Origin of the sequence: Pseudomonas sp. P42 (assembly GCF_017973755.1) — a bacterium.
In the GTDB taxonomy this organism is placed as follows: domain Bacteria; phylum Pseudomonadota; class Gammaproteobacteria; order Pseudomonadales; family Pseudomonadaceae; genus Aquipseudomonas; species Aquipseudomonas iridis.
Window position 1 is genome coordinate 1,056,039 of record NZ_JACOPU010000001.1, and the last position, 17,532, is coordinate 1,073,570.

The following is a 17,532-nucleotide window of genomic DNA, read 5'->3' on the forward strand; positions in this document are numbered from 1 at the left end:
ATCGCGCGGCTCAAGGCTCGCGCGGCAGAACATCAAAAGGGCGGTCATGAGGCGCTCCAGTGCAGGGCGAACAGGGTTTGTCCTGGCACCGCGAAACGCACGCGACCGTCCTCGCAGTGAAACGGTGCATCGCGGCTGCGGTTGTCGGCGCCGAAATAACGCAACGCGCCTTTGTTCAACGGGCACCTGACACCGCTCAGTTCCACACGCTGCAATCGCGTGCCTTTGTTCACCCCGAGCAAGCCACGCTGCTCGCCGTCGGCCATCGCCAGTACATCGACTTCAAAACCATCGTTGTCCAGCTGCAGCACTTGCTGCAGCCAATGCTGCGCGATGAATTGCTGGGCCAGCCCCACCGGTTTCAGTTCGAAATGATCGTCGCCGAGCACTCGCAACATGCCCTTGGGGTACTGCGGCTCATCGGCGGCCTGGAACCAGTTGAGCATCGTCAGCAAACCATCCTGCGAGGCGTTGATCACCACTGATGCCCACCACAGCGAGGCGTAATGGGTGTCCTGATCGTAGAGGCTGAGGCTGGAGCCGCTGGACATATTGGTCTGATCGAGCAGCAAGGCTTTGCGCGGCTGGCCATTGCCATCGAGGCCGACCAGTTCGGCAGCGCGTCGCACGCTGTCGCGGTAGACGCGGGTGGCGAGCAGGTCGCGGATCATCCATTCGTGCCACGCGAGCGCATCGACCTGATCGGCGGACTCACTCAGCAAACGCCGCGCCCAATCGATGCCGCGCTTGTCCGCCGCGTTGTCGGCGAACGGCCCGTTGACCAGCCGTGAACTGGCCGGCATGGCGATGCGCACGCCGGCCCTGGCATTCGCCGGATCACTGCGCACTTGCCGGGCCATGCTGGTGAAAATCGCCTGGTACTGCGCATAGCTCGAATAATTGAGGTTCGGCTCATCGGCGAAACCGATGTAGTGCGTGCCTTTGCCACCCAGTGCCCGAGTGCCGGAAAGCCACGCATCGAGGCCGCTGTTGCTTTGTACGTCGGCGCGCAGATCGGCCTGCCGCTGACTGCCGGCGAGCAGGGTGATGTCCTGTCGGATGCCGAAACGCTCCTGATAAACCTGACGGAACGCGTCTTCGAAATGCGGGTTCTTCGCCGTGACGTCGACGAAGCTGTAGTAACTCGCCGCCGTCGGTTTCAGCGCATCGAGCGCGGCATGACTGGCCGGCGGCGGCATCACGTAAGGCAGGGCAATGCCTAGATCGGGCGTTCGGCCGAGGACTTTGTCGTGCAGAACCAGGTGAATCTGGCCGACGTCTTCGCGCAGCGGTTTGAGCTGCTGCGCAGTTTGCGCAAACAGGTTGGCGGTGCCGTCGAGCCAGAACGCCGCTTTGCCGCTCCCTTGCAATCGCAAGCGCCAGACTTGTTCTTGTTGGCTGACCGGCAGTGCGACCTGATCGAACTGCCAATAGGCGCGATAGGGTTTCAGTGCCAGCGTCAGCGTTTGCTTATCGCCGACCCGCTGTGCCTGCAAACCGCTGACGCCGCCATGAAACTTGCCGGCCAGCACCGCGCGCTCGCCGGCGGCTACTTTGAAATACAACTCGTCGCCGTTACGCGTTTCGGCGCTGAAATGCACTTTGGCCGGGGCGAACAGCGCCACGGTTTTTTCGTCATGTTCAATCCGATAACCACGAAAGCTATAGCCGGGGATTTCCAGTCGACTGCTTGCAGCCCCGGGCAGCAAAGTCCAGGTCTGCGAACCGCGAGTTTCGCTGGCTTGGATCAGCCGTTCGCCCTGCAATTTGCCCTGACCGTCGAGCAGATACAGATGTTCTTCATTGGCCTCGGCCTGCCATGCCGGCACCCATCGCACTGTCACGGTATCCGGGCGATCCGCTTGCAGGTACAGACTGCCGTCGCGGATCTCGCCCCAGCGCATCGACGCGGCGAAGGCGTCGAGCGACAGGCTGACGCCGAACAGCAGGGCCAGGCCTTTCATGCGGCCCTCCGTTGCAGGATCTGCAGCATCGGCAGCACGTCACGGGGCAGGATGATCAGGGTGTGCCAGAACGCAACGCCGCTCAAACGGCAATAGAGCACCAGCATCGCCACGGTCACCGCCAGATAGGCAATCGACGATGCCGCTGCGGCGCCGACGATGCCGTAAGCCGGAATCAACACCAGGTTCAGCGCCAGATTGAGCAGGGCGCCGAGGCCCATCAGCAACGACACCGTGCCAGGGCGATCCTTGCCAATCAGATCCAGACGCAGAATGCTCGCGTAGCACAGACCCAGCAGGCCCGGCAGCAAGGCCAGCAGCGCCGGATAGGCCGGTTGATACGCCACGCCGAACAGCGTGATGATCAACCATTCGCCGATCACGGCCATGGTCAGGCAGGCGCCCAGCATCACCGTGGCGGTCAGGCGCAGGGCCAGCGGGGTGACTTTGTCCATGCCTGCGTCCTGTTGCAGCAGGCGCTTCATCAGCGGCGTCGTCACGGCCTCGGGAACGATCAGCAGCAGTTCGGCGGCGGCGCTGGCCATGGCGTAATGGCCGAGCGCGGTGCTGCCCAGCAGGGCGCCGATGAACAGGTAATCCGAGCGCAGAATCACTTGCTGGAACAACAGGTCCGGATGGCTGCGGGCGCTGAAGCGCAGCAGCTCGTTCTGGCTGGCACGGTCCCATTGCAGCTGCATCGGTTGCGCACGTTTGAGCCAGACCCAACCGGCCAGGACCACCAGACTTATCCCGGCCAGCCAACTGATCAGCGCCGCTTCCAGCGCAGCACTTTTCCACATCCAGAACAGCGCAAGAAACAGCAGCAGCGGCGCCAGCGATTCGGTCAGGCGCAAGACGTTGAACGCGACCACGCCGCCGGAAGCGTTGTGCAGGGTCAGCAAGCCGCTTTTCAGCACCGTCAACGGCACCGCCAGCAGCAACAGCCAGGCGAGCAGACCGAGTTGCATTGTGATGTCGAGTTCAGTACCGAACTCACGTACCAGCGCCACCACCAGCAAGGTCAGCAGTCCCGCCAGCAGACAGCCGAACACCAGCACCTGAGCGAGCAGCAAGCCCATCGGCCGTTGCTTGGCGGCTTGATAACCGACCGCCGAATTCAGCCCGCCACTGGTGGCGGCGCTGATCAGGTCGGGCAAGGTACTCAGTAGCGCAAACAAACCACGCTCACTGGGCCCGAGGATTCGCGCCAGCAACACGTTGCGCAGCAGGCGCAGGGCGATCATCGCCAGTTTGGTGCCCATGCTCAGCGCCAAATGTTTGAGATAGTGGTTACGGCTCATGGCCGTGCCCCGCGATAAATCCGCCACGACAGCAGTTCCGGATTGCGCGCGCTGCGTTGACTGACGCCGAAACGCGGCAGGTTCAGCGGGTCGCCTTCACCGCGATAAATGCCGGTGCCGGTGCCCAGCGCAAACGGGTAATCGTGATCGGCAATCTGTTGGCGCACGCGTTCATCGTTGTCGCCATTGGGGTAGCAATACACCGGTAAGGGCCGGTTGCAGCCGTTGTACAGGGCATCGCGGCTGCGCTTGATTTCTTCGTCCAGGCGCACATCATCCAGACCCGTGAGGATCGCGTGACTGGCGCCGTGCGGGCCGAACCGCACCAGCCCCGAAGCTTCGAGTGCGCGCACCTGATGCCAGTCCAGCGCTTGCGGTTGCGAGTCCTGCGGGCATTCGTCGGTCAGGCGATCCAGCTCGTGCGGTGCAAGCCTCTTGAGGCTTTGCAGGTAATGCAGCAGCGCCAGACTTCGGCGGTCGACATCGATGTCATCGACCAGCACCGGCAAGGGATGACCGCAGACGCGCAGGCATTCAATCAAATGCATCCGCGCCTTGTCGCCATGGCTGCCCCACAGTGTTTCGCCCAGGCTTTCCCACCAGAAGCGCTGGTGGCTGCCGATGAAGTCGGTGGAGAGGAAAATGCTCGCCGGCACCTGGTGTTTTTGCAGCAGCGGGAAGGCGTTGACCGCGTTGTCACGCCAGCCGTCGTCGAAGGTCAGTGCAACGCGTGGCCGTTCGGTGCGCAGCGAATTGGGCTGCAGAATCTCCATCAACGGCACGCAATCGAAATGCCTGCGCAGCCACACCAGCAAGTGCTCGAACGCTTTCGGGCCGACGCACAATTCGTTGCGGTGCGGCAGGTCGGCGGCGCGGTCGTTGGCCAGCACCCGATGCAGCATCAGGATCACCCCGGCGCCGTGCAGCTGATTGCGGCCCACGGACGAATTGAGATAGAGCCAGCCACTGGTGCGTTTGAGTAGTTGTTTGATCGCCATGGCCTGAGTCCTTTTTTATCGGTTCTGTTCCGGATTCCACTGGGCATACCGCTGGCCGCGCAGGAACTGCCACAGGCCGAGGCTCATACCCGCCAGGGTGATCAGCAAAAACGCCGCCAGACGGAAGGGTTTGGGCAAGCGGTGTTGCGAATCGAGCAGGCCGGCGATGGCGATCGTGTAGCCGATCAACTGCGCGATCAGGCTCAAGCGATAGAAGCCGTGTTCTTGCCACAGCCAGAAGTTGCTCAGCAGCAACGGCAGCAACAGCACGGGCGCCAGTCGGCGGATCAATTTGTGGCTGATCAAGGCGATCGAATACAGGCCATGCTTGAACGGATTGAGCAGCTCGCTGCGTTGCGCCAGGCTCTGCAAGCCGCCGACGGTAACGCGCTGACGCCGGCGAAATTGCTTGCCCGCCTCGTCGACGCCATGGTCGATCACTTGCGCTTCGGGCACGTAGACGATGCGTTTGCGTGCCACCGGAGCGCAGGTACTGATAAAGAAATCGTCGTTGACCTCGGCCGGTACGTTCTGGAACAACTCGCGGCGCAGAGCGAGCAGAGCACCATCGGCGGAGACCATGCAACCGGTGCGATTCTCCATACGGCGCAACCAGCCTTCGTAATGCCGATACAGGCTGTCACCGACGCTCAGGCCCCCGCCGGTGACCGGAATCACCATGTGCCCGGCACAGGCGCCAACTTGCGGATCGCTCAACGGCGCGAGCAAGTGGCCGAGGGTGTCGCGTGACCATTGATTGTCGGCATCGGTGAACACCAGAATATCGCCGGTACTCAGCGCGGCGCCGGCATTCAGCGTCGCGGCCTTGCCCTGGCGGGGCAGGTCGAGCACGGTGATGCGCGGGTCGACCACTTTGCGCGCGCAAGCCACGGTGTCATCTGTCGAGCCATCGCTGGCGAGGATGATCTGCAACGTTGCCGGCTGATAATCCTGAGCCAGCAGCGTGCGCAACTTGTGCTCGATGTGCCGCGCCTCGTTGTGCGCGGCAACCACGATGCTGATGTTCAGCGGCGGCGCCGGAGTATGGCGCCAGGCCGGGAACAGCGGCGCCAGTAGCGTCAGCAGCAGCGGATAGCCGAGATAGGCGTAGACCGGCAGTAACAGGCACATCCAGAAAATGAACTCAGCCACGGGCAGGCCTCCTGGCGTTCCAATGACACAGGCTCAGAATGAACGCGGCACCGGCCAGGTGCAGGCGCATCCAGTGCAAGCCCCACAATTGCAGGGTCAGGCCGCTGTTTCGGTGTTTGATGCTCTGGCGAATGCTCAATACCAGGCCCGGCAGCAGGGTCAAGAAGACCATCAGTGACGCGTGATGCGGGAAGCCGTCGAGCAGTGCCGAAATCGCCAGAAAATCCAGAACCCACACCGCGATCGACAGCAGGGGGAAGCGCAGCAGGCGCAGGCTCAAGCCATGGGTACGCAGCAGTTGCAGATGACTGCCCTGACGCCACATCTCCTTGCCCATCCACTCGCGCCAGTTCATTTCGTAGCCCCAATGCAACGCGACCTGCTCATTGACCGATAGCAGGCGTGCACCGTGCTCGCGCAGGCGCAAGGTGAACTCCTTGTCTTCGCCGGTACGCAGGCTTTCGTTGAAACCGCCGACCTTGTCGAACCAGTGCCGGCGCATCAACAGGTTGGAACTGGGCAGCCAATCGACGACATGGCTGGCGTGGCTGGTTGGGCGCAACGTGCGGCGCTGCCATGCGGTGGCGTACCACGGCGCGGCGGCGGGCGTGTGCAGATCGAGGCCAAAAACATCGGCCTGGCCGCTGGCTTCGATGTCCAGCAGTGGGGTGAGCCAGTCTTCCGGCATCTCGACGTCTGCGTCGATGAACGCCAGCCATTCACCGCTGGCGATCGCCGTGCCGCGATTGCGCAACGCGCCGATCAACAGGCCCGGCATCACCAACACCTGAGCGCCGAACTGGCGGGCAATCTGCGGGCCCTGATCGCTCGAACCGTTGTCGACCACGATCAATTCGCACTCGACATTAGCGGCGTGCGCGGCTTTTTGCGCGGCGAGCAGCGTGCGGCCAATGTGCCGGGCCTCGTTGTACATCGGAATGACGATACTGATCCGGCTCATGCGCGGGCCTCCTTCGTCAATGGCGCTTGTTCGGCTTTGAGGCGCAGCACGCTCGTCATGGCGAGCATGATCCACACGTATTTCTGGTTCGGTGCGCTGAGGAACATCAGAAACAGCGTCAGCGACAGAAAACTCACACCCAGATGCGTCATCAGATCCGCCTGCTGCCAGTCGCGGCGCAGCATCCAGGCGGCCCGCGCACGAATCAGGTTGTACAACCCAAGGCCGAGCATCCCGACAAACAGCAGTCCGGCAGGGACCCCGAGTTCGCTGAAGATTTCCAGGTAGGTGTTGTGTGCACGGCGGTACAGGTCGCCGATCTTGCGGTTGGCGGAAAACGCCTTGGCGTATCCGGTCGTCGCGTAGTGCAACGGGAAAGTCCCGGGGCCGGAGCCGAGCAGCGGGTTCTCGCGGATCATCTGGCTGCCGACCACGATGTACGAGGCGCGGCGACCCAGGGATTCGTCGTTGTGGCCCTTGGCGCCCGCGCTCAGCACGCTCAGCGATTGAATGCGCGCGAGGTAACCGGCAGGCATCGCATAGATCGCCAACGGAATCACGATGGCCGCGCCAAGCATGGCAAAACCCAAATGCCGTGGGCGAATCCGCGTCAGTTGCGCGCGGTAGTGCCAGCAGCCGATCAACAGACTCAGCGCCAGCACCACCAGCCCGGAACGCGACTCGGTTTTGGTCATGCCGCCCAACAGCAGCAGGCAGCAACCGCCCCAGAACAACCGATGCCACAGGTTCGGGCTGCGGATCACCAGCAGCAGGCCCAGCGGAATGGCGAAAGCGATCAGCAGGGCGAACGCGTTGGGATCTTCAAGCAGCCCGGCGGCGCGGCCCTGGTCCTGGAATTTGCTTGAGAACATCGCCATGGCGCAGGTGGTGCTGACCGCCAGGGTCACCAATCGGGCGAACAGGTCGAGGTTAAGCTCGCGGCCGATCAGCAGGGTGATGACAAACAGGATCAGACCGACACCGAGTTCGCGCAGGTGCCCCAGCGACATGCCCATGTCATCGGTGTTGAACAGGCTCAGAAAGTACAGAACCATGAACCAGATCAGGTAGCGCCAGATATTACTGCGCAGGCGCTCCGAGGGAATCTGGTGCAGCGCCAGTTGCAGCATCAGGATCACCGCCAGTGATGCGCCGATCAGCTTGCTTCCGGACAGTATGTTGTCCTTGAAAAAACCTTCGAACGGCACCAGGACGGCGATGCCGAGCAAGCCCCAGGACGGCTTGCGATACAACACGGCAAACCCTACCAGACCCAGGACTGCCCCCGGCGCCAGATACGGATAAGGGCTGGCCAGCAAAGCAATGCAGACCAGACTGAGCAGACTGACGATCGAGAGCGGGAAAATCATGCGCGTGCCTCCCGTGCCGTGCGGATGTACAGCTGCGACCAGCGCTCAGCAAGAGCCTTGAGGTCGTAGCGATCCAGTTGCGTGCGTTTTGCGTTATCACGCAGTTGCCGCGCCAGTTTCGGCTCAGTCAACAGCGTGTCGAGCTGACGGGCGAGGGCCGCGCTGTCGACGGGTTCGACGAGCAAACCGTTGTGTCGGTGTTCCAGCACATCGGGAATCCCGCCAACGCCAAACGCCACCACCGGCACACCGGCCTGCATCGCCTCCAGCAAAATCATCGGCGTACCCTCGGTGCGCGAGCTGATCACCAGCGCATCGAGTTGCTGCCACCACGGTTGCATGGCGATCTGGTAACCCGGCAGACGAATCCGTTGCTGCAAGCCAGCGGCATCGATTCGCGCCTGCAATACCTCGCGTTCCGGGCCGTCGCCGAGCATCACCGCATCCAGTTGCGCATGTTGATGACACAGCGGGATCAGCGCATCGAGAAACAGATCCGGGCCTTTCTCGCTGCTCAGACGCCCGACATAACCCGCGAGCCAGCGCTGCCGACCGACGTCATGCACCAGCGCCGCCGCGGCTGGCAAACCATTGGGAATTACCTGCAGCTTCTCCGCCCGTACGCTGGCCTGACGGTGCAGCAGCGCGATACTTTCCGCGACGCAGACCACCCGATCTACCGAGGCGGTGCGGCACAGTTGCAGGCTCAGCCAGGTGTAGAACTTTTGCTTGCGGCTGCGCGGGGTGAAGCCGTGTTGGGTGATCACCAGCGGCAGGCGCAACAACGTCGCGCCGACCCAGCCAAACAACAGGCCTTTGAAGTTGTGGGTGTTGATCAGCGGCTGCTCGCTTTGCCGCTGCCGCAAGTGCCGCAGCAACTCCCCCAGCCCGGCACAGCCCCGGCAGTCCACCCCGGCCTCACGAAACCGCGCGATAAGCTCTGCTGGGGCGTCGAGGAACAGCACCTGATGCTGCCCCGGCGTCGCCAGGCAATGATCCAGCAACATCCGTTCAGCCCCATAGAAACCGCCGCTGCTGAGCAAATGAATGATCGGCAGGGCGGCGTTCGGGGCGGGCGCCGTGTTCAATTGCGCACCCAGTGCAGGAAGCTTGGCACCGTCCAGTTCTTGTGCGGATTGCTTGGCAGCACATTCTGGTCGTTGATCACCAACAGCACCGGCAAGCCCAGTTCGTGGCTGATTTGCGCCGGGTGTTTGAAGCGGTGATCGAAGAACTCACGCACGTAGACCAGCGCGATCGCCAGCAACAGACCGGTGAGCAGGCCGAACGGGATAATCAGCCCCGGTTTCGGGAAGGCCGCCTCGGTCGGTTCAAACGGCGGGCTGAGTACCCGGGCGTTGGACAGGTCGTCGTTGAGCGAGCGGGTGGTGCTGCTTTCGGCAAAGCGCTGGGCATAGGTCGAAAAAGCGGCGTGCATCGCATCAATTTCGGTGTCCATCTGCCGCAGCTTGCTCTGGGTTTGCTGCAACTCGTGGATACGGTTCTTGAACTCGGTGATGCGCGCGGTTTTCTGGTCGATCACCTGCTTGACCACGGCCAGATCGGCAGTACGCTCCTGGATGCGGTTGCTCACCACTTTGAGGAACTGCTGACGGGTGCGGGCGATTTGCTCGCGGGTCAGCAGCATCGGTTCACTGCCAGGCTGGAAGACCGCCAGGTCGTTCATGTAACGGCTGACCTGCGTGGTCAGTTGTTCGCCCATCTGTTTGATTTCCCGGTCCTCGAACGCCACGTTGTCGACGGTGGTGGTGAAGGTGAAGGGGAAGGTGTAATCGTTGAGCTTGCTGCTACTGGCGGCGGCCATAGCGGTTTTCAGGTATTCGAGCCAGCGCTGGCTCTGCAACAGGCGATCCTGATACAGGTTCAGCGCCTGCTCTTCGGTGTTGATCGCGTTCAGGCGGAAGGTGATCTCTTCCTTCGGATCCGAGGCGCCGACACTTTCCAGCAAGGCCTGACGGTTGCCTTCCAGACCATCGAGACGCACTTGATAGAGGTGCTTCTTCGATTCGTAGAAGGACTGCGGCAGGTCGATCGATTGCAGCGCCTGACGGCTGACCAGATAGTTCTGCAGCAGGGCACTGACAAACGTCGTGCCTTGATGCGGGTCCGGGAAGCTGTAGATGATCGAGATCACGTTGGAGCCGGGCAGGGTCTCGATCTTCAGGCTATCGATGGCCTGTTGGGTCAGCGCATCGAGCGTGGTGTCACGCACCGGATCGGTCTCCAGCCCGAGCATGTTGCGCGTCGGGTTGATCACGTATTCGCGCAGTGGCGAACTGACGTAGCGCTTGAACGGCTCGCTCACCAGTTTGCTGAAGATGCCCGGCGAAGGCGTGTATTCGCCCTTGTCGCGCAACTCGCTGATGGTCTGGCGGATCAGCGCTGGCGACCGGAGGATGTTGCTCTCGGTTTCCATGTCCGCCAGCGACGGCGGAATGAACGTGGCGTTGTCCACCGTCAGCGACGTGGTGGCGTCACCCTGGGAGAGTTTTTTCGACTGAACGATCACCTGCGCGGTGATATCGAAGCTCTGTTTGAGCACCAATGGCAGCAGTAGGGCGATGACTGCAAAGATCAGGAAGACCCGTTTCACCAGTTGCTTGTTGGCGAAGAAGATCCTGAAGAACTCGTGCAGGTAGTTTTCCTTTGGGTTCATGTCGGTCACCTGAGAGTTAGTTATCACTGTCTTTGTTGTCGACGCGGTAGCCGAAGCTGAAGCCCACGCCCTGGAACAACACTACGTCCGCCAGTTGCCGAGCCAGTTCACCGGCGCTGGCCAGTTTGGTTTTCGGCACAAAAAGCATGTCGTCGGGTTGCAGATAAGCGATTTGCGAAGCATCGCCGGACAAGGCTTTTTCGACGTCGTAGTGCACTGCCTGCACCTGATTGCCGTTGCGGCGCATGATCACCACCGAGTCCAGTCGCGCCTTGACGTTAGTGCCGCGCGCCAGGGTCAGCGCCTCAAGCACCGAGACGGGTCGACGGATCGGGTAGGAACCCGGTTGGCCGACTTCGCCGAGCACGTAAATCTCATTGCCGGCGGTGGACTTGAGCAGCACGTCCACCGTCATACGGCCCGGCAGTTGCGCGTACTTCTGATTAAGGAAGGTTTCCAGCTGATTGATGGTCATGCCTTGTAGCGGTACGGCGCCGATTTCCGGAAAACTGGCGTAGCCGTCAGTGCCGACGGTGATCTCGCGGCTCATGCCGGTGGCCGGGTGGTTCAGTGCATTTTTCAGGTTCTGTTCGTTGGTCAACGGGCTGATGATCTGCACCGTCAGCTGATTGCGGTTGGGCTGGAACAGTTGTTTGCGCTGATAGACCCGCTGGATTTCCTGCCGCGCCTCATCGCTGGTCAGCCCGGCGATTTTCACCGAGGTGTTGGCGCCCGGCAGTTCGATGGTGCCGTCGGGCAGCACCAGTTGATTGCCGTTGAGCTGGCTGGCAGCGGTGAAATTCAGGCCGATCTGATCACCCGACTGCACGCGGTAGGCCTCCGAGCCGCTGGTGCTGATGCGGAAGATCACGTCCAGCACATCCTGCGGGCGCAGGGTCTGCTCGATCTTCGGCATATCGGTTGCCTGGGCGTTGGCCGGGGTGGCGGTGAGGATATTCACCGGCATGTTGCGGGTATCGGAATTGCTGGAGCAGCCCGCAAGCGGCAGCAAGAGCAAGACAAGCATTTTGGCGTTCATGGCGTCATCCTTTGCGGTTGCTCACAGATTTTTGTAAAGCCACTTGGGCATGTAGTACTTGCGCCGGTTGAACACGCTGCCGACCACTTTTGCCCCGGCCTGGGTAAGGCGTTGCACGGCCGCCTGGGCGACTTCCCAGCGGGTGTCTTCAGCGCGAACCACGAACACCACGCCATCGACCTGAGTGCTGATGACCAGCGTGTCGGCGGCGGAATACACCGCGTCGCCATCGATCACCACGAAGCGGTACCGGCTGCCCAACTGATCGAGCAACGGGCTCAGGCGCTCGGCGGTCAGGTGTTCCATGGTGCGGATCGGCCGGCCGTTGGGCAGCACGTCGAATGGCAGGCTCGAAATCTGCACCACGCAGTCCTGCAACAGCGGCGGGTTGTCCGGGTTGAACAGCAGGTCGCGCAGGCCGCGCTCCTTGCTCAGGTTCATCTGCTGGGTCAGGTTGCTCGCCGATTGGCTGGCGTCGACCAGCAGCACCTGGCCGCTGCTCATCTGCGCCAGTTGACTGGCCAGTGCCAGCGCGCTGGTGGTGGTGCCGGCGCCGGGGTTGGCGGCGGTCAGGAACAGAATCCGCAGATCCAGATCCAGCACGGTCGAGGTCAGGTTCGATTCGCTGGGGTTGGCGATGCTCAGGCTTTTATTGGTTGAACCGTCCATTAGCTTGCTCCGTGGCCGCTGAATACTTTGAAGGGGGTTTTCAACAGGATCTTCAGATCAAGCAGAAGGCTCTGCTCGGCGATATAGCTGAGGTCCAACTCAACGCGCTGGTCGAAGTCGATGTTGCTGCGTCCGGAGATCTGCCACAGGCCGGTCATTCCGGGATAGATGCTCAAGCGAGCGAGGTGATTGTCCTTGTAGCGGTAAGCATTGAATGAGGTCGGACGGGGGCCGACCAGACGCATGTCGCCGCTGATCACGTTGATCAGGTTGGGCAGTTCGTCGAGGCTGGTGCGGCGCAAAAAGCCGCCGATGCCGGTGATTCTCGGGTCCTTGTCGATCTTGAAATCAATCGCGTCGGCCCCGTGCTTGTTCAGGTGGCGCAACGATTCCTTGAGGTCTTCGGCGTTGGCGACCATGGTGCGGAATTTGTACATGCCGAATTTGCGCCCGCGATAACCGGTGCGTTTCTGCACGAACATCACCGGCCCCGGGCTGGTGAACTTGACGGCCAGCGCCAGGCCGATCAACAGCGGCGAAAACACCAACAGAATCGCCAGGGCGCCGAGACAAGCCACAATCCGATTGGTCCGCGACACCTGCCATGGCCGGCCACCGTCACGGCCAGTGACCCAACCGCGACCCTGGCGATGAATCGCGGCATCGAGGCGCATGCGGTGCTCGGGGTCTATGCGCTTGTCACGACGCAGTTCCTGCATCGGCATCGCTTTCTCATGTCCAGTCATAACGTTCTCCACTGATGGTCAGCCGCGTGCGGCGCGTGGGCGATAGGCAGTTGGGTAGTAGTCACGGAACCAGGCGATGAAGCGCCCGAGTCCGTCATCCAGCGCTATCCGGGGCTGAAAACCGGTGGCCTGGGCCAGATCGCTGGCCTCGGCACAAGTGTTGAGGACGTCGCCCGGCTGCAAGGGCAGCAGCTCGACCACGGCTTTTTGACCGAGGTGTTTTTCGATCAGCGCCAGGTAGGTTTTCAGTTCCACCGGGTGCTGGCCGCCGATGTTGAACAGCCGCCACGGAGCCATGCTGCTGGCGGGATCGGGCTGTTCGCGGTTCCATTCAGGGTTGACTTGTGGCGGTTGCGGGATGAGGCGGGCGATGCTTTCGATGATGTCGTCGATGTAGGTGAAATCGCGCTGATGCTCGCCGTAGTTGAACAGCTTCAGCGGTTGCCCCTCGCTGATCGCCTTGGCGAACTGGATCGGCGACATGTCCGGCCGGCCCCACGGCCCGTACACGGTAAAAAAACGCAGCCCGGTGCAGGGAATGCCAAACAGGTGGCTGTAGCTGTGGGCCATCAGTTCGTTGGCTTTCTTGGTCGCTGCGTACAGCGACAGCGGATGATTGACGCCGTCCTTCACCGAATACGGCGTGGTCTGGTTGGCGCCATACACCGAACTCGACGAGGCGTAGATCAGGTGCTCGACCGGATGCTGCCGGCAGCTCTCCAGAATGTTGAGGAAACCCTGCAGATTGCTGTCCAGGTACGCCCGCGGATTCTCCAGCGAATAACGCACCCCGGCTTGCGCGGCGAGGTGGATGACCACTTGCGGACATTCCCGGACGAACAGCGCTTCGATGGCCGACGCATCGGCCAGGTCAACCGTAGCGAGCTGGAAATCGCCGACCTGCTCGCGCACCCATTGCACGCGATCGTGCTTGAGTTGCGGATCGTAGTAGGCGTTGAAATTATCCAGACCGACCACTGTGTGTCCGTCGCGCATCAGCCGCAAAACGCAATGGGCACCAATGAAGCCGGCCGCGCCGGTGACCAGGATTTTCATGGGCGCAGCCCTTCGGGGGCGATGTGGCGCAGGCCGATGCCGCTGTAATGCAGGCCTGCAGCGGCCAGATGTTCCGGGTTGTAAAGGTTGCGTCCGTCAATCACCACCCGCGCCCGCAGCTTGCTGGCCAGCCACTCGAAATCCACCACACGGAAGTTTTTCCACTCGGTGCAGATCACCAGCGCATCGGCATCTTCCAGCGTGTCGTCACGGGTGGCGCACAGGTGCAAATCGTTGCGGTAGCCATAGAGGCGCCGGCACTCGGACATGGCTTCCGGGTCGTACGCCTGCACGCTGGCACCTTCGGCCCACAGCGCATCCATCAAGTAACGGCTGGGGGCTTCACGCATGTCGTCGGTATTGGGCTTGAACGCCAGGCCCCAGATCGCGATGGACTTGCCGGCCAGGCCCTGGGGGAACTGCGCTTTCAGTTTGCTGAAGAGGATGTGCCGCTGACTGTCGTTGACGTCGGTGACGCTGCGCAGCAGTTTCAACGGCATGCCGTTGTGTTCGGCGGTGTGCAGCAGGGCGCGCAGATCCTTGGGAAAACACGAGCCGCCGAAGCCGCAGCCTGGATAGATAAAGTGATAGCCGATGCGCGGGTCGGAACCGATGCCCTTGCGTACTGATTCGATGTCAGCGCCCAGCAACTCGGTGAGGTTGGCCAGCTCGTTCATGAAGCTGATGCGCGTGGCGAGCATCGCGTTGGCCGCGTATTTGGTCAGCTCGGCGCTGCGGTTATCCATGAACATGAGTTTTTCGTGGTTGCGGCAGAAGGGCGCGTACAGCTCGCTCATTTGCTCGCGGGCCTCTTCATCGCGGGTGCCGACGATGATCCGGTCGGGGCGCATGCAATCGGCGAGGGCGCTGCCTTCTTTGAGGAATTCGGGGTTGGAGACCACGCGCACGTTCAAATCGGTCCTGGCGCGGCGCAGCAATTCGCTGTTGGCGGTGGCGAGGACTTGATCGGCGGTACCGACCGGCACCGTGGATTTGATGATCAGGGTACGATCGGCCTCCATTAACCCGGCGATCTGCCGGGCAACGTTGAGCACATGGCTGAGGTCAGCGGAGCCGTCTTCATCGGCCGGGGTGCCGACCGCGATGAAAATCAGCTCGGCGTGTTCGACCGCGTCGCCGGCCTGAGTGCTGAACAGAAGGCGCGCAGTCTTGATGTTTTCTTCAAGTGCGCTGGACAGCCCTGGTTCGCTAATGGGCGGCACGGCTTGTTGCAGTTGTTTAATCTTCTTCGGGTCTACGTCAACGCATAAAACCCGATGGCCGACATCTGCAAGTGCAGCAGCTTGTATAAGTCCAACATAGCCCGTGCCAAATACGCTCACGTCCATCTGCGCACCCTCGATAGAGCGAAAAGAAGAAGTTTTTAGAAGACCGTAGAAGGGGTATAGCGCAGTGTTTGAAAAGCGTGTCAGCAAAATGACATGTTGCACCTGTATAACACTTGAGGGTTTTTTGGCGATTGGCCATCAAGTCATTGCTGCGATTGGATTTGTTGATTTTTTGCAGATTTGTTCAGATTTAGAATAAGCGATAAACGGTTGTAAGCCTTACATTTAAAGGCTTCTGGAGCTGAAGGTGTGTCAGATTTGAGTCAACTTTTTTTTGACGCTTTACCGGACAATCAGTCAATTCTTGCGCTTTGATGGCTGGGTGCTAGTGTCAGGTTTTACCCGACAAACCTTTGACTCCCTGCCTTTTTGCACGACCGGTATCGCCATGTTCAGATATGCGAAAGAACTGCTTTTAATTATCTATTTGTTGTTTTACTCCGCTTATTACATTGAGCGGGTAAATGCTATCGGCCTGGGTTTTTCTATACTTCTTTTTGGCGCGATGTTTTTGGCGCTAACTTTGGCGTTATATCTAACGGCGTATGTACGGCAGACACTCGTTCGACATCTATTCGCATTGGTGATGTTTGGTTCGGCGGTGTTTTTCGACATCTATACCCGGGTCACCGCGGATTACCTGAGCTACAGCAATTTCGTCTCGCTGGTGTATTCCGGCGGCTTCATTCAGGAAGCGGCGTACCAGTACCGGGACGCAATCATCCACAGCGCGCTCCATGGCCTGCTGCTGTTGTTTGCCATCGGTCTCAAGCCGCGCCATTCGCTCATGGTGCCGAACGCGTTGCGCGTGGCGGCGCCGTTGTGTGGCGTGCTGCTGCTCAGCGCGGTGCTGTTTTTGCGCGCGGGCGAGGGTGCCCGGGGTTTGCCGATCATGTACACACCGTTGGCCTATCTGAACCTGTTTGCCTATGAAGCGCTGCACAACACCGTCGGCCCGCGTGAGCCGGTCACGCTGGCGCGCAGTTCGCAAGCGGTGGGGCACGACATCGTGCTGATCATCGACGAAAGCATCTCCGGCAATTATCTGGATATCAACGCGCCGTTTGGCGTGCACAGCAACCTCAAACAGCCCCACGCAGGCGTCGACATCTTCAATTACGGTTATGCCGCGTCCATCGCCAATTGCAGCGCCGACACCAACATCACCCTGCGCTACGGCGGCACCCGCGCCGACTACATGCGCATCAACAGCACCCTGCCGTCGATCTGGCAGTACGCAAAAAAGGCCGGCCTGCGCACGGTGTACATCGACGCCCAACGTACCGGTGGCAACCTGCAGAACCTGATGAACGACGCCGAGAAAAAGGACATCGACGAGTTTGTCCAATTCGACCGCACCAGCGTGCGCGACCGCGATATGGCCGCGGCCGCGAAGCTGATTGAGTTGCTCAACGACGACAAGCCCGAGCTGATCCTGATCAACAAGGTCGGCGCGCATTTTCCGGTGCACGACAAATACCCGGATGCCTTCATGGCCTACCGCCCGACCTTGCCGCGAGGGCAGTTCACGGAAGTCGCCGATACCGGTGAGCGCGATGGTTTCAATGGTCAGGTGGATGACTGGGTGCTTTACCGCAACGCCTACAAAAACACGGTTTTATGGAACGTCGGCGAGTTTTTCGCGCGGGTGTTGGCCAAGGGTAATCTGAACAATGCACTGCTGATCTATACCTCCGATCACGGGCAGGATCTGCACGAACGCGGTAACCCGGGGCTCAATACCCATTGCGGCGGGGATCCGGTGGAGGAGGAGGGCCTGGTGCCGCTGGTGGTGATTCAGGGCCGCGATCTGAAAACCTTCGACTGGTCGGCGCAGTTGGCGGCGAATAAGGATCGCTCCAGTCACTACAACATCTTCCCGACGCTGTTGCAGTTGATGGGTTATGACCTGGCGGGCATCGAATCGGTGTACGGCAAGCCGCTGACGGTGCCGACGGTGGATGAGTTCACCTTCAACTATCGCTTCAATGCGCGGTTGGGGGCCAAGCCGGAGTGGAAACATATTGATCTGGGCAGCATTGTGACGCCGACGCAGGCGCCGGCGAGTGTGGCGGCGGGGCAGTAGGTTTTGTATGGACAGAACTGGCCTCATCGCTGGCAAGCCAGCTCCCAGAGTAATTGAGGGTGTTCACACTATGGCGTTCACCCTCGCACCCTGTGGGAGCTGGCTTGCCAGCGATGAGGCCGTGTGATTCAACGCAGGATTCAGGTCTGTCACCGTCATCCGCT

General features: G+C 61.0%; 14 protein-coding genes. 1 reads left to right on the plus strand and 13 read right to left on the minus strand.

Translation table 11 applies throughout. The features are described from left to right. Positions 1-44: 44 nt before the first annotated feature. Genes H8B20_RS04775 through H8B20_RS04835 form a run of 13 tightly spaced genes read right to left on the minus strand, consistent with a single transcriptional unit; the run spans position 45 to position 15,282 of the window. Positions 45-1,964: a hypothetical protein gene (locus tag H8B20_RS04775; protein ID WP_210622488.1), complete on the minus strand. Its 1,920-nt coding sequence runs from the start codon at positions 1,962-1,964 to the stop codon at positions 45-47. Continuing rightward, positions 1,961-3,265 carry a lipopolysaccharide biosynthesis protein gene (locus tag H8B20_RS04780; RefSeq protein WP_210622489.1) on the minus strand — a complete coding sequence of 435 codons (1,305 nt, stop codon included), beginning with the start codon at positions 3,263-3,265 and terminating at the stop codon, positions 1,961-1,963. Before H8B20_RS04780 ends, H8B20_RS04775 begins: the two co-directional genes overlap by 4 nt. Next, a complete protein-coding gene (locus H8B20_RS04785; protein ID WP_042559775.1) occupies positions 3,262-4,263 on the minus strand; it encodes a polysaccharide deacetylase family protein in 1,002 nt (333 codons plus the stop codon). Before H8B20_RS04785 ends, H8B20_RS04780 begins: the two co-directional genes overlap by 4 nt. A gap of 15 nt (positions 4,264-4,278) precedes the next feature. Continuing rightward, a complete protein-coding gene (locus H8B20_RS04790) occupies positions 4,279-5,415 on the minus strand; it encodes a glycosyltransferase (RefSeq protein WP_210622490.1) in 1,137 nt (378 codons plus the stop codon). Further along, a complete protein-coding gene (locus H8B20_RS04795; RefSeq protein WP_210622491.1) occupies positions 5,408-6,376 on the minus strand; it encodes a glycosyltransferase in 969 nt (322 codons plus the stop codon). Before H8B20_RS04795 ends, H8B20_RS04790 begins: the two co-directional genes overlap by 8 nt. Next, the gene (locus H8B20_RS04800) at positions 6,373-7,746 is read right to left on the minus strand and encodes an O-antigen ligase family protein (protein WP_210622492.1); all 1,374 of its coding nucleotides are present in this window, start codon (positions 7,744-7,746) and stop codon (positions 6,373-6,375) included. The genes H8B20_RS04795 and H8B20_RS04800 overlap by 4 nt, the downstream gene beginning before the upstream one ends. Next, positions 7,743-8,834, minus strand: a complete 1,092-nt coding sequence (locus H8B20_RS04805; protein WP_210622493.1) for a glycosyltransferase family 4 protein — start codon at positions 8,832-8,834, stop codon at positions 7,743-7,745. Before H8B20_RS04805 ends, H8B20_RS04800 begins: the two co-directional genes overlap by 4 nt. After that, a complete protein-coding gene (locus H8B20_RS04810; RefSeq protein ID WP_210622494.1) occupies positions 8,831-10,423 on the minus strand; it encodes a GumC family protein in 1,593 nt (530 codons plus the stop codon). The genes H8B20_RS04805 and H8B20_RS04810 overlap by 4 nt, the downstream gene beginning before the upstream one ends. Before the next feature lie 16 nt (positions 10,424-10,439). Beyond that, positions 10,440-11,462, minus strand: a complete 1,023-nt coding sequence (locus H8B20_RS04815) for a polysaccharide biosynthesis/export family protein (RefSeq protein WP_200617046.1) — start codon at positions 11,460-11,462, stop codon at positions 10,440-10,442. Between the two features lie 21 nt (positions 11,463-11,483). Next, entirely contained in the window at positions 11,484-12,131 is a 648-nt protein-coding gene (locus tag H8B20_RS04820; protein WP_042559768.1) for a CpsD/CapB family tyrosine-protein kinase, read from the minus strand. After that, positions 12,131-12,877, minus strand: a complete 747-nt coding sequence (locus H8B20_RS04825) for a sugar transferase (protein ID WP_042559767.1) — start codon at positions 12,875-12,877, stop codon at positions 12,131-12,133. Before H8B20_RS04825 ends, H8B20_RS04820 begins: the two co-directional genes overlap by 1 nt. A gap of 18 nt (positions 12,878-12,895) precedes the next feature. Next, positions 12,896-13,933, minus strand: coding sequence for an NAD-dependent epimerase (locus H8B20_RS04830; protein WP_210622495.1), 1,038 nt, complete (start codon positions 13,931-13,933; stop codon positions 12,896-12,898). Then, entirely contained in the window at positions 13,930-15,282 is a 1,353-nt protein-coding gene (locus tag H8B20_RS04835) for a UDP-glucose dehydrogenase family protein (RefSeq protein WP_210622496.1), read from the minus strand. Before H8B20_RS04835 ends, H8B20_RS04830 begins: the two co-directional genes overlap by 4 nt. Positions 15,283-15,670: 388 nt before the next feature. Here H8B20_RS04835 and H8B20_RS04840 point away from each other — a divergent pair, with 388 nt between their 5' ends. Next, complete coding sequence (locus H8B20_RS04840) at positions 15,671-17,368, plus strand: sulfatase-like hydrolase/transferase (RefSeq protein ID WP_210622497.1); 1,698 nt, start codon at positions 15,671-15,673, stop codon at positions 17,366-17,368. The last annotated feature ends 164 nt before the right edge of the window (positions 17,369-17,532 follow it).